This window comes from Rhodococcus sp. ZPP (genome assembly GCF_017656075.1).
Taxonomy (GTDB): Bacteria; Actinomycetota; Actinomycetes; order Mycobacteriales; family Mycobacteriaceae; genus Rhodococcus_F; species Rhodococcus_F oxybenzonivorans.
In genome coordinates this window covers 3,670,206-3,682,768 of the sequence record NZ_CP058638.1, presented here as the reverse complement: position 1 = coordinate 3,682,768, position 12,563 = coordinate 3,670,206, and the positions used below count along the sequence as shown (strand labels likewise).

The 12,563-nt window shown below is 64.3% G+C and carries 9 protein-coding genes and 2 pseudogenes; 5 read left to right on the top strand and 6 right to left on the bottom strand.

Annotation, left to right across the window (positions count from 1 at the left end; translation table 11 throughout):
* The first annotated feature begins 147 nt into the window (after positions 1-147).
* Together HYG77_RS17465 and HYG77_RS17460 are read left to right on the top strand one after the other, a co-directional pair.
* Positions 148-1,443 (top strand): glycosyltransferase 87 family protein, encoded by a 1,296-nt coding sequence (locus HYG77_RS17465; RefSeq protein ID WP_208960035.1) that lies wholly within the window; start codon positions 148-150, stop codon positions 1,441-1,443.
* A 91-nt stretch (positions 1,444-1,534) separates the two neighbouring features.
* Positions 1,535-3,838 (top strand): serine/threonine-protein kinase, encoded by a 2,304-nt coding sequence (locus tag HYG77_RS17460; RefSeq protein ID WP_208960034.1) that lies wholly within the window; start codon positions 1,535-1,537, stop codon positions 3,836-3,838.
* Between the two features lie 143 nt (positions 3,839-3,981).
* On the opposite strand, the gene HYG77_RS17455 is transcribed toward HYG77_RS17460, so the two are convergent.
* A complete protein-coding gene (locus HYG77_RS17455; protein ID WP_244372922.1) occupies positions 3,982-4,557 on the bottom strand; it encodes a TetR/AcrR family transcriptional regulator in 576 nt (191 codons plus the stop codon).
* 176 nt (positions 4,558-4,733) lie between these two features.
* Between HYG77_RS17455 and HYG77_RS17450 the strand changes: the two genes are divergently transcribed.
* Positions 4,734-5,960, top strand: coding sequence for an oxygenase MpaB family protein (locus HYG77_RS17450; protein WP_208960032.1), 1,227 nt, complete (start codon positions 4,734-4,736; stop codon positions 5,958-5,960).
* Here HYG77_RS17450 and HYG77_RS17445 read toward each other — a convergent pair.
* The 3 genes from HYG77_RS17445 to HYG77_RS17435 form a co-directional block, all read right to left on the bottom strand.
* Positions 5,945-6,451, bottom strand: coding sequence for a DUF664 domain-containing protein (locus HYG77_RS17445; RefSeq protein WP_208960031.1), 507 nt, complete (start codon positions 6,449-6,451; stop codon positions 5,945-5,947). The two genes, HYG77_RS17450 and HYG77_RS17445, sit on opposite strands and share 16 nt — an antisense overlap.
* Positions 6,452-6,765: 314 nt before the next feature.
* Entirely contained in the window at positions 6,766-8,277 is a 1,512-nt protein-coding gene (locus HYG77_RS17440) for a histone-like nucleoid-structuring protein Lsr2 (RefSeq protein ID WP_208960030.1), read from the bottom strand.
* Between the two features lie 762 nt (positions 8,278-9,039).
* A complete protein-coding gene (locus HYG77_RS17435) occupies positions 9,040-9,948 on the bottom strand; it encodes a hypothetical protein (protein WP_208960029.1) in 909 nt (302 codons plus the stop codon).
* Positions 9,949-10,505: 557 nt separating this feature from the next.
* On the opposite strand from HYG77_RS17435, the pseudogene HYG77_RS17430 reads away from it, so the two are divergent.
* Both HYG77_RS17430 and HYG77_RS17425 read left to right on the top strand, forming a co-directional pair.
* Positions 10,506-10,897 (top strand): annotated as a pseudogene (locus tag HYG77_RS17430) (hypothetical protein).
* Between the two features lie 146 nt (positions 10,898-11,043).
* Complete coding sequence (locus HYG77_RS17425; protein WP_109334463.1) at positions 11,044-11,244, top strand: DUF4177 domain-containing protein; 201 nt, start codon at positions 11,044-11,046, stop codon at positions 11,242-11,244.
* Between the two features lie 127 nt (positions 11,245-11,371).
* On the opposite strand, the pseudogene HYG77_RS17420 reads toward HYG77_RS17425, so the two are convergent.
* Positions 11,372-11,626 (bottom strand): annotated as a pseudogene (locus HYG77_RS17420) (Fic family protein); the annotation flags it as partial.
* A gap of 23 nt (positions 11,627-11,649) precedes the next feature.
* A complete protein-coding gene (locus tag HYG77_RS17415; RefSeq protein WP_208960028.1) occupies positions 11,650-12,453 on the bottom strand; it encodes a hypothetical protein in 804 nt (267 codons plus the stop codon).
* Positions 12,454-12,563: the final 110 nt, after the last annotated feature.

Here is a 12,563-nt window from a genome sequence, read left to right as displayed (position 1 = left end):
CCCCCTGCCTGCGCGCAGCTCGGGTCACGGCGTCTCGGAGCCGATACAGATGGATAACGAATCCGGTTGCCCCGCCCGCGCTACCGAAGCCGCCGACCCTCGCCGGTTAGCGTGTACCTCGGGGCGGGAGAAGAAGAGGGGACGCGCATGGCCGGGTCGGAGGCAGGCGACCGTGTTCCCTTACCTCGCAGCCTGACACTCGTGATCGGGTTGGTGGTGAGCGCAACTGTGGCCGCCGCCTTGGTGCTCGGCCCCATCGATCCGTGGACCCCGGACATCGGGTTGTTCGCCGGGGGCGCCGACCTCCACGTGTACCGGGACGGTGGGTGGCGGGTGCAGCACGACCTGCCGCTCTACGGTGGCCCCGTCGTACTCGGATTGCTGTACACCTACACCCCGTTCTCGGCACTCGCCTTCGTCCCGCTCGAGCGGATCCCCGGCGCCTACGTCGACGATCTGTGGATGGCACTGAATCTGTTCGTGCTCGCCGCGTGCATCGTGCTGTGCTGCCGCATCCTCGGCTACCGGATCACCCCCTACCTGCTGCTCGTCACGGCTCTGGGGACCCTCACGTGCACTTTCCTCGAGCCGGTACGGACAACCCTGTTCTACGGCCAGATCAATCTGGTGCTGATGCTGTGGGTGCTGTGGGATTTCTCCCGGCCGAATTCCAGCCGGCTGCGGGGAGTGGGGACGGGGATCAGCGCCGGAATCAAGCTGACTCCTGCGTATTTCGTGCTGGTGTTCCTGGCCTTGCGCCAGTGGCGTACGGCTGCCGTCGCCATATCGGCCTTTCTCGCGACGGTGGGTGTGGCCTGGGCGGTGATCCCCGGTGATTCGCGGCAGTATTGGACCAGCACGTTCTTCGACTCGACCCGCATCGCCGACAACAGACATCCGTCGAACCAGTCTCTGCGTGGCACCCTGGCCCGGCTGACCGACGGACAGGCGCCGCTGTGGCTGTGGTTCGTCCTGGCCGCGGCCATCACCGTTGTCAGCATTCTGGTGTCGGTGCGGTTGTACGAGCGCGGTGAGCACCTCCTCGCGGTTGCCCTCAGCGGCCTCACCATGGCCGTGGTGTCGCCGTATTCCTGGAGTCATCACTGGGTGTGGTTGATTCCCCTGCTCGTCTGGTTGGTGCACCGCGCGCTGACCGTGAGCCGACTCTGGTGGTGCGCCGTGGCTGGATTGTTCGCCGCGACCGCGGCATGGCCGTACTGGTGGAGCACGGACTTCATCGTGATCGGCCTGTTCCTGTACCCGCCCTCGTGGCCCGTCGCCCCGGTATTGCAGAACATCTACCTCGTCGTCTACGTCCCGGTCCTTGTCGCGTCGGCCGTTTTCGCCGGCAGAACGCGACCCCCCGCCCTGGCCACGGTGCCGTCCGAGCCCGTCGATCCGGTGCTCGAGGATCCCCCGCACTTGCCGTTGCGAAGCGCGTGACCGCCTTTCGCCACCGGCCGGACTCGAGCGGAATATCCTGAGAGTAGTCACGTTGCCGTGGCTCCCCGCCCCGTGTCCCGAATCGAACACCATGAACGATCGCCCGCCGAGTGACGTGACGGTCGCGACCGGCCCACCCACCGAACTGGGACCGGACACGGCCGTCGCGTCTTCGCCCGTCACTGCGTCGGACAGCGGATTCGTCGTGGACAGTGGCGTCGAACAACTGGTCGCCGACTGGGAGTCGTCCGGTTCCCCGGCTGCCCTCAGCGAATATCTTCCCGATACGGCAGCCATTCGACGGGCAGCACTGGTCGAACTGATCAAGGTGGATCTCGAATACCGCTGGCTGCGTTCGGGGCAGCCGAAACGGCTCGCCGACTATTGCCTCGAATTTCCCGAACTCCTGGCCGAACCGCTGCCGGCGGATCTCCTCTACGAGGAATTCCGGGTCCGACGCGACAGCGGCGACAAGGTGGAGGCCGACGACTATCTGAAGGCGTACCCCACTCAGGCGAACCGCTTCGAGGGCCTACTCACACTGGATTCGCATCGGCAGCCGCGCACGTCGGAGCCGACGGTGGGCGACGCATTCGATGTCGGAGCCCGGCTCGAGGATTTCGAACTCGTCCGGGAGCTGGGCCGGGGAGCGTTCGCGCGGGTATTCCTCGCCCGGCAACACTCGATGCAACGATGGGTAGCACTCAAGATCTCGCGCAACGTCGGCACCGAGCCGCAGACGATGGCCCAACTCGACCATCCGTACATCGTGCGCGTTTTCGATCAGCGACTCTTGGAAGAGCGCCAACTCCGGTTGCTCTTCATGGAGTACGTCCCGGGCGGCACCTTGCTGGACGTCGTCCGGTTGGTGCGCGCCACACCCCCCGACAAACGCTCAGGGCAACTTCTCCTCGATTCGATCGACCGTGTCCTCGACGAGAAAGGAGAGATGCGGCCCGAAGATTCCAGCGTGCGCAGCGAGATCGCTGCCCTGTCCTGGCCTGAGACCGTCGCCTGGATCGGATTACGCCTCGCCGACGCCCTCGAATACGCGTGCAAACACGGAGTGCTGCACCGCGACATCAAACCGGCGAATGTCCTGCTCGGTGTCGAGGGCGTGCCCAAACTGGCCGACTTCAACGTAAGTTCCAGCGACAATGTGGCAACGCCCGGCGCTGCAGGATTCGTCGGCGGTTCGGTGGCGTACATGTCACCCGAACAGCTCGAGGCCTGCGACCCCGGTGCGGCGCGAACCGCAGCTGACCTCGACACCCGGAGCGACATCTACGCACTGGGCGTCCTGCTGTGGGAACTGCTGACCGGAAGCAGGCCGTTCTCCGACGGCGAGGCGGGAGAGGCGACGCCGTCACCGCACGTGCTCCTCGAATCGCGACGCCTTGGTGTGGACCTCGAACAGAACCCGTTGCCCGACGGTTGTCCGGCGGCGCTGCGCCGCGTCCTGGTGAAGTCACTGGCACCCGACCGGGAGGATCGGTGGTCGAGTGGACGCAAGCTCGCCCGCCAGTTCGCGCTGTGCCTCGACCCGCACGCACGCGATCTCGTCGACCCGACGCCGGGAAGCCGGCGCGCGACGATGTGGCGCTATGCCCCGGCCATCGGGCTCGCGGCGATCGGAATCCCGAACCTGCTGGCGGCGGGGTACAACTACTACTACAACAAGGTCCTGATCATCTCCGCGCTTCCCGCGGAGGCACAGGAGAATCTCGAGCAGGTCCACCTGATCATCGGCGGTGTCGCCTTTCCGCTCGGCGCGGTTCTCATCCTCTACTGGTGTCGGCTGTCGATCACGGTGCCGCGTGGTCTCAGCCAGGGCCGCACCTACAGTTCCGGCATTCTCGGCAAAGCCCGCGCCGCCACGCTGACCCTCGGCCATCGTGCCGTCGTAGTCAGCTTCGCGTTGTGGCTGGTGGCCGGGGTCGCCTACCCGATTGCCCTGCAGATCACTGCCGGCGGCATACCGCTCCGCGCCTACACGCAAGTGTTGGCCTCACTTGCGGTGTGCGGCGCAGTGGCGGTGGCGTACCCGTTCTTCATCCTCACGTTCTACGCCGTCCGATGCTTGTTGCCGATCCTCCTGTCGCACGGCGAGTTGCGCAGCTCCGACTGCCGCGGCATCCGAAGCCTCGCCCGCAGCATGCCGCGCTACCTCGCGGTCGCGGCGGCGGTGCCGTTGATCGGAGTCGCCGGACTCAGTTTCGTCGGCGGCGATCCCAGCGACGCCGTCAATGCGACGGTTCGAGCATTGTGCTTGGGCGGAATCTTCGCGTTCATCGGCGTGTACCAGCTGTTCCGGCGGATCGAGAGCGATCTGCGGGCGCTGGAGCGAGTCGTTCGGATAGAGGTGCCCGGTGCACCTGCCGGGCGGCGTCGGTAGTCGTTCGACGGGCGGCTGCGGCTGCGGCTGAGGCTGCGGCTGCGGCTGCGGCTGCGGCAAGGAGAAAGCCCCTGGCGCTGCCGGGTCGGGGTCCGACAGCGCCACGGGGCTCAACTGGTATTTCTCTCGAGGGCCCCTTTGTGTTACAGCCCGCCGAGTTTTCCGCCTGCCAGGCCGCCCATCGTCATGTTGTACAACACCGCCGCCAGCTCGTTGCGGCGCTCCCGGAGGTCTCGGCGCAGGTACTCGACACTCACCGCTCGGTAGCTGACCGTGAGAACCAGCAGCAGCGATTCGAGATCCACGCCGGGAGCAATCGCCGACGGATTGAGCGTGACGTACGTGCGCAGCAGGTCCCGGCAGCGCTCCTCGAGGCGTGCCGAACGATGCGTCAATCCGAGGTGCGGAGCGTCGTTGAGCAGAGGCGCGAGTATCCCGCGATAGCTATCCAGCACGGCCAGGAGTTGCCCCTGGAGAGCGGGGTCTCGCAGGAAGGTGCCCTGCCCGACGGATCGGTCGAGGTGCTCCCCGAAGGTGCGCGTCGTCTCGTCGAGAATTCCGTCGAGGAGAACCTCGATGATCTCGTCCTTATTGGCGAAGTATTGGTATACCGAACCCTTCGAGATACCGGCCGCCTCTGCGATGGCGCCGGTGCTGCACCCGGCGTAACCCTTGGCTTCCAAAACCTGACCAGTGGCCGACAAGATGCGTGCCACCATCGCGTGTGAACGCTGCTGGGAAGGACCTTTCCGCTGGCCAGTGCCCATTGCCTCGACCGGTCCCTTCTGCGCCTCAATGCGACTTGTACCCGTCCGTTTTGGTGGTGTGCACTGTAACTCAGCAGCCGTCAGGGCTGGTCGGAAGTACCTACGCGCCCCGAATCGAGTTCATCGACATGACAGGAATGCAGACCCGGGAATCCGTGTCCGAGTTCGTCCCGCCCCGCCGATTCGCCCGTGATGTCGAGTGGGGTCGCCGGTCGATGCGGGCACTGTCACTGCTCACCCACGGAGATACGACACCGACTCCCGTCGAGGTGGACCGTCACGCCCGGGCGGTGGCAAGTCAGGACGAGCTCGGTGCGGCGCTCGCGCAGGCCATCCTCGTCGACAAGACGGTGACGATGGCGCAGTTCACCACCGCTCTGTCCCGCGGAATCACCGACGTGGAGGACCCCGCGGCGCCCCTCGCCGCCTTCTTCGACTCGGTGGATCACCGGCCCTCTTGGGTGGACGACGCACGACTCGAGCGAGGAGCCGCCGTCTGCCTCCGTAGCGGCATGACAGGGCTCGATCTTCTCGCCACGGGCTCGTTGATGAACGGGTACCGGAGCTCGGCGACCACCCGACAGCTCGTGTCCACAGGCAGGCTCGTCGGCGATCAAGCGGGTGCGCGTGTCGCCGAGACGGTCCGGTGGTGGTACGAGTGCGTCCTCCCCGGCGGGATGGACCGCGACCGGCAGGGCTGGCAGCTGTCAGTGCACGTCCGGTTGATGCATGCGTTCGTCAACCACAGCTTGCTGCGGGACGAGGACTGGGATGTCGCCGAATGGGGCATGCCGATCAATCAGTCGGATCAGGCCGGCACCCTCGCGCTCTTCTCGACGACCTTCCTCATCGGCCTGCGGTCGCTCGGCGTGTGGGTCTCCGCAGACGAGGGCCGCGACGTCATGCACCTGTGGCGGTACATCGGGTGGCTGATGGGCATCGACGACCACTGGCTGGTCGACGACGAAAACACCGGGCGCCGGAACATGTGCCAGATCGGGATGTTCGCGCCCGGGCCGGACGACAACTCGCGGATTCTGGCAGACGCACTACAGAAATCCTGGGGCAACTTCTCCTACGACCGTGCCCAATCGTTGCGACGCCGAATCAACCGGCAACGCCTCCTCAGCATCCAGCGCCTGTTCTCCGGCAAGGCCGGGATGCGGGAGCTGGGACTGCCAGCCACACTGGCCTGGTATGTACCGTTGGCTCTCGTCGGAAACGGTGCGCTGCACGGTGCGGCGAGACTGAGCCCGGCGGTCCGGCAGCGGGTGAGCCGGCGCTCACAGCGGCGAGTGGAAAATTGGCTCGCCGACAACGAACCGAAGCGTGGGCCGGGTCAGCGCCGTTCGTAGAGTCCGCGGATGTACGCGGCCTGCCCGGCGTGCTGCAGATCGTCGGAGATCACGCTGATCAGCCGCACGCCGAGAGTGACCGGCGGCTCCCAGTTCTCGTCGACGATGCGATCGAGGTCGTCCGTACCGATCGACTGGACGTAGTCGACGGTTCGGTCGTGGACCGCATCGTGGTATCCGAGCAGAAGTCCGGCTGCGGTCGTCACCCTCGCCACCTCGGCGGACGACTGCCCGTACCCGATCGCGGCCACCGGGAAAGGCAGGTCGAATCGTTCACACCACCCGCCCGACGTCCACACCTGCTCGGTGCCCGCGACCCCGGCAACGTGGTCGTCCTGCACCCGGGTGAGATGCCAGACCAACCAGGCGATGGTGTTCGCGTCCTCGTCCACCCGATAGGTCAGTGCGTCAGACGGTAATTCGGACAGCGCCTCGTGCACGGTCTCCTGGATACGGTCGAAAGCGTCGGTCAACAGCGCACTGTGATCCACAATGCTCCCCTCGTCGCGTATACGTTTTCCCTGTCCACTATGACCGTTCGCGTACCCGGGCGGGCAGAGATGTGACACCGGACGGGCATATCGCCTACGTCACCGACCACCCTGTGCCGCGTTCCTTGCCACACCGGCCGCGCCGGTGCCACGCCGCGGTCCGCTCGACGCATCGTGGATTACCCACTACGACGAACCGGACCGACGACGTGTCACCCGCGACGGTGCACAACAATTACCCGTCAGTCGAGCGGTGCCCACATCGATCCCACCAACAGGCGCCGATAAGTCCGCTCAATGGCGGACACCCCGTTTCAGCCGACCGCGACTGGCACCTGCGCCTGAGCGTCATGGAAGGCTTGCTTTATCTCGGCCGAAATCCGGCCACGGGAAGATACGTCCCTGCCCTCCCCGATCGCCCACTCACGAATCTCCTTGATCATGTTCTTCGACGGAGCCACCTTCCCCGTAGCCGTCGTCTTCGCGACCGTCATCTTGGTGGGCGTCGTCTTCGCGGGAGACTTCTTCACAGCCGTCGTTCTCGGACCCTTGGTCTTGGCGGCCGTTGTCCTCGCGGGAGCCCTCCTCGCGGCCGGCTTCCTCGCAGGCGCCGCTTCTACCTGAACCTTCTTTGCCGCAGCGTCATGAAAGGCTCGCTCGATCTCGGCCGAAATCCGGCCACGAGAGGACACTTCAAGACCCTCTCCGATCGCCCACTCACGAATCTCCTTGGTCATCTTTTTCGCGGGAGCTACCTTCTCCGTGGCCGCCGTTTTCGTGGCCGTGGTTTTCGCTACCGTCGTTTTCGCGGCCGTTGTTTTCGCGGGAGCCTTCTTCGCAGCTGCCCTATTCACCCGCGCCGCTTTTACCTGAACCTTCTTTGCCGAAGCGTCATGAAACGCTCGCTCGATCTCGGCCGAAATCCGGCCACGGGAGGACACATCGAGACCCTGCCCGATCGCCCACTCACGAATCTCCTTGGTCATCTTCTTCGCTGGCGTCGCCTCCGTCGCCGTCGTTTTCGCAGCGGCGGCTTTCGCCGCCGTCTTCTTCGCCGGAGCCTTTACCGGAGCCGTCTTCACGCCCGCTGTTTCCGGAGCCGTCTTCTTCGCGGCCGCCTTCTTCGCAGCTGCCTTATTCACCCGCGCCGCTTTTACCTGAACCTTCTTTGCCGAAGCGTCATGAAACGCTCGCTCGACCTCGGCCGAAATCCGGCCACGAGAGGACACATCGAGACCCTGCCCGATCGCCCACTCACGAATCTCCTTGGTCATCTTCTTCGCTGGCGTCGTCTCCGCGACTGCCTTCTCCACATTCGCCGTCTTCTTCGCCGGCGCCTTGCTCGCCGGCGTCTTCGCGACCGTCGTTTTCACTGCCGTCGTCTTCGCCGCTGACTTTCTCACCCGCGCCGGTTTTACCTGAACCTTCTTTGCCGCAGCGTCATGAAAGGCTCGCTCGATCTCGGCCGAAATCCGGCCACGAGAGGACACATCGAGACCCTCCCCAATCGCCCACTCACGAATCTCCTTGGTCATCTTCTTCGCTGGCGTCGCCTCCGCGACTGCCTTCTCCACATCCGCCGTCTTCTTCGCCGGCACCTTGTTCGCCGTGGCCCTCTTCACTGGCGACTTCTTCGAAACAACCTTCTTCACCGGCGCCGCTTCTATCCGAACCTTCTTTGCCGCAGCGTCATGAAAGGCTCGCTCGACCTCGGCCGACATACGGCCACGAGAGGAAACTTCGAGACCCTCCCCGATCGCCCACTCACGAATCGCCTTCGTCCTGTTCTTCGCCGATCCTTCGGAGCTTCTCGGTGATACCGCCATCGTGCTCTCTTTCTTCGCCGGGCAATCGTCCAACGCACACAATAACCGCAGGCGTCTCCCGGTGATCAGGAAGCTCACCCAAACGGACCTTGTGACGTTTACGACGTCGCCCATCTGGGCAGATCAAACACGACATCGTTCGAGCTCCACACTAACCGCGCGATGAACTTCACACATTCGAATAGCGCACGCCGACAACCTGATTCCCGAATTCATCCACGAGCATACTTCGATGACTGCTTCACGTTCATCCGAATTAGCACCGACGGGATTCAAAATGCCGGGCACGCGACCCCATTGCGCATAGAAAATTACCAGACCGACCAGCGTCCGCCGGCCGATCGGCTCGCGGACTGGCCATCAGCTCGCCCGTCGCGGTGCGGTTCCGTGCAGTGGATCGCACGCCCAGCACTATGCGAAGGTCTCGCACCGCCCAATCACACAATTCGTCGAAGGTGTGCGTCCTTCACTTCCCACTCGCCTCGCCGAGCCGGTCGTGTGACTGGCAGACATCCCGGTGCGCCACGCCCACCCCGACGAATGTCATCAAACCCCGGCCGTGTTCGCTAGCGTCCTCGTTCTCCTCCAAGCCGCGATGACTCCGCGACCACCGGACCTCGCGCGTCTGAGGATTCTCAAGACGTCCCTCTGCGACGACCTCGTCCGTGCGTGGAACGGATCGCCGACACACAACTGAACGTCACCCCCACATTGTCACTACTCATGCCATCGGGCCAGACTTCGCCGGACTCCTCGATCGGATTATTGGAAGTAGGACGCATAGTCCCTGAAAGGAACCTGGCCGGTGGGGCTCGACTGTATGGCGTCGGCAACTGCCGACGGAATGGGCGCCCAGTGGGCAGGCATCGCGGCGGCCAGGGACGGATTCAGTATGTAGAGCAGGGCGAAGTTCACTATCCAGAGTGGCGGTGCCATCGACATGCCAACTTCCGAACGCACACCCCCCTTGGTGTTGGTCACCAATTGAGCTGCGCCCGACATCTGTTGCGATGCGAAGCCGTAGATCGCTTGCACCGTGTATGCCGACCGATAGAGCGCTATCAGGGTGTGTGTCGCACCGTTGTTCCTCAACCATGTGCCCACGTAACCACCGGGGGCGATCAAAGAATTCACTTGCCTCGTCGGCGCATCCGCGTTGGCCGGACTCTCCAGCAATCCGCTGGTGTTCACGTAGAGGCCGTAGCTGGCCAGGACCGACGGTGTGGGGTGACCGCCGATGTCGGAATAGAGGGGACGACTGTTCGTATTGGTGAGGATTCGGGCGCATGCCTCGATCACCTCGGCAGCGTCGCGACTGCCGCCGACTCCGCCGCCGGTAACGAGGTCGCGATACTGCTGCTCCGATAGAGCATCAGCCCTGCCGAGCCCTATCTGACCGGCGATCTCGTCGGCCGCTTGCTGGCCGAGTGGCTCGTTGAGCTGGCCCGGACTGGTCACCTGCGTCGGTGCGAGGCGTTCATAGCCAGGCGCTCCGGCGAAGGGGATCGCGAATCCGGTGTCGACGGTTTCTGTCGCTGGTTGGCCGTAGGCTTCCTGCGTCGTTGCCAGTGGGAAAAGGCATGCACCCAGCAGTGCCAGTACCGAGAGTGTCCTGCGGCGGAGGGTTGCTCCGCGTCGATGACCCGGACCCGATATTCTCATGCCGCGCATACGTCAACCTCCCAGAACAGCGTCGGGCGAGCCGGAACAAGCTTGAATCCCAAGTCAAACGCCGTGACAGTGGTGCGTCAAGACTCGCGGCATGTACCTCCTGCGAGTGCCCGGGGTGAAGTTCGTCGAGTGTCCCCCGTGGACAAGGGGGTTTCAAGCCATCGACGACGTTGCGGCGGAATCGCATCCGTATAGGGGTGTGGCCAGCCTGTAGTTTTTATTTCAGTAGCCGCAACATGACGCATCGCGCAATGCTGACGGCTCCGCCGGTCGAGGCTCGCCACCCGCACCCTCGACGCCACGTACAGCCGTGGTTTGGTGCCGATGCCGACTTCACCGGCCCGGGGCAATCCCCACCCAGGCACGACAACATCCCGGGTTCATTCGAACCGCAATCCTAATTTCGCCGCGAACACACCACACGGCGGCAGATAATTGTGGTACCGGCAAGAACCGAAGCTCGGGAAGGGTCAGCCATGTCCGATCGTAGCTCGGGAGTGAATCCAGCGAGTTCCGAGTATCCCTCCGGCAAACAGGCTTTCGCGGCCGGCACGTCGATGGGGGCCGCCGTCATCATGGTCACCGTCGGCATCATCCAGCTCTTCCAAGGCATCGCGGCGGTCGCCGAAAACGAAGTATTCGTCAGCGGCATCAATTACGTCTACAAATTCGACCTCACCACCTGGGGCTGGATCCACGTCATCCTCGGCGTCCTCGTCGCGATCGTCGGCCTGGCCCTGTTCACCGGCGCCGGGTGGGCCCGCGTGTCGGCCATCGTCGTCGCCGCCATCTCGATCTTGGCGAACTTCCTCTGACGCCCTATTACCCCGGTTGGTCACTGCTGATCATCGCCCTCGACGTCGTCGTCATCTGGGCTGTCTCGACGTGGAATCCGGAACCAGATGTCAGAAACGCGAACCTTCGCGGTACCGGCACTCCCGCTCGGTAACTCGGCCGAAAATCGCGGGCACCGGGGACAAAACGAGCGGAGAACGGGTGACGACCCGGGAAGCACCTCATCTCGACGTTCACCCGTTCTGGTGAGCATCCGCGACTATCCCCGAGAACACAGTGAAACGAACGGGAGCGACAACAATGACATACACATACAAGGTCGTCGAGGTCCGCGAGAAAATGATCGGCGGCAAAATGTCCGGCGGCAAACTCGAAGACCTGCTCAACCAGTACGCCCAGCAAGGATGGCGTCTCAAAGCGATAACCTCGTCCGATGTCAAGGGCAGAATCGGCCCTGGCAGCGTGGAGGGACTGCTGATCACCTTCGAACGCGAAAGCTGAGCAGCTCCGGACACGATCAGCCGACGTGTTCGAGATCCTCGGTGCCATCGAGGTCGACATCGACGCCTAGCTCGCCCAACTCGGAGCCGTTACAGGTGCTCGATGGTGCGCTTACCGATCGAGGTGTCAGGGCGTCGATGATCTTCTCGTCGGCGGAGTTGCTGCGCGGCCGGGCGATGTCCCGCCAGTAGACCGGAAGTTCGGCCAGTGCGCGGGCAGAGTCCTGCGCAGCCTCGCTGGAGACGATCGCGGCGCGGGCGACGTACTCGACGAACCCGTCGGCATCCCCCGCTCGGTAGCGGGTCAGGTGGTCGAAGTAGCGGCGGGTGTCGGCGAACATCACCGACGCCAACGGGACGGTGAGCCGGTGGGTCAGGCCGCGACAGGGCACGGCAACGTGTCCGGTCACGCATTTACCGGCAGCGCGAGCACGACCTCCTGCTCGTTCGCGGGGAGGTAGTGGACGTCGAGTACCCGTCCCACCTGCACGTGCGCGACGCTGCGTGAGGGCAGGAACTTCTCGACGCGGGTGGTGAATGTCGATCCGTCGGGTCGGCTGACTACAAGGCCGAGGTGCACCTTGGGATGCCCGTTGCGAATCTCCCCCGGAACGCTGAGTGACTGCACCACCGCCTGGGCCGCGACTCCCCGCGCGGCGATGTCGAGCTTGTCCACAGAGGTGACGCCCTGCCGGATCATCGTGTGATTCCACGCTTCGGTGACCGCGGCGGTGTCGCCGGAGCGATCGATCTCGACCTTGTCCGTGCGCCCCGGCACGTACCGCACGGGTAGCACGACACCGGGCCGGAGCAGCGCCAGTTCGGTGAGCGGCACAATCATTTTCGCGTGCGACTCGAATGTCTTGCCGTCGGCGTCCTCGACACCGAGATCGATTCGGACCTCCGGCTGATCGTTGAGGGTCATCCCGGTCTGCCGTACCGCGCGCACGGTACCGATCCCGACCGACCCATTGCGGAACGCTGCACTGTTCGTCCCGGTCAGTGCCGCCATCACGCTGTCGCCGGTGAAGGCGAAAACCATGATGAGGAGGGTCGTCGCGAGAATCGGCCAGATCATCTGCGGCCCGACCCAGGCGAGACCTTCGATCCCGAAGTCCGTTGCCCCCCGGTTACCGAGGCCGTACCAGAGGTAGTAGCCGACGGAACCGACGAAGAACGTGAGTGCTGAGATGCGCAGGATCTTGTTCATAATGTTCCCTTTCGATACGTGTGAGTGGTGAGGGCAGTTTCCCGGCGCGCGCGAATCAAAGCAGAATCTGTCCGAGACTCGCGCGCGCCGTGGTGATAAGTGGTGTGCGG

Coding starts and splice junctions, on each gene's coding strand:
- HYG77_RS17435 (WP_208960029.1), bottom strand. CDS start 9,948: ATGCGCGGCATGAGAATATCGGGTCCGGGTCATCGACGCGGAGCAACC.
- HYG77_RS17455 (WP_244372922.1), bottom strand. CDS start 4,557: ATGGTGGCACGCATCTTGTCGGCCACTGGTCAGGTTTTGGAAGCCAAG.
- HYG77_RS17450 (WP_208960032.1), top strand. CDS start 4,734: ATGACAGGAATGCAGACCCGGGAATCCGTGTCCGAGTTCGTCCCGCCC.
- HYG77_RS17440 (WP_208960030.1), bottom strand. CDS start 8,277: ATGGCGGTATCACCGAGAAGCTCCGAAGGATCGGCGAAGAACAGGACG.
- HYG77_RS17415 (WP_208960028.1), bottom strand. CDS start 12,453: ATGAACAAGATCCTGCGCATCTCAGCACTCACGTTCTTCGTCGGTTCC.
- HYG77_RS17465 (WP_208960035.1), top strand. CDS start 148: ATGGCCGGGTCGGAGGCAGGCGACCGTGTTCCCTTACCTCGCAGCCTG.
- HYG77_RS17425 (WP_109334463.1), top strand. CDS start 11,044: ATGACATACACATACAAGGTCGTCGAGGTCCGCGAGAAAATGATCGGC.
- HYG77_RS17460 (WP_208960034.1), top strand. CDS start 1,535: ATGAACGATCGCCCGCCGAGTGACGTGACGGTCGCGACCGGCCCACCC.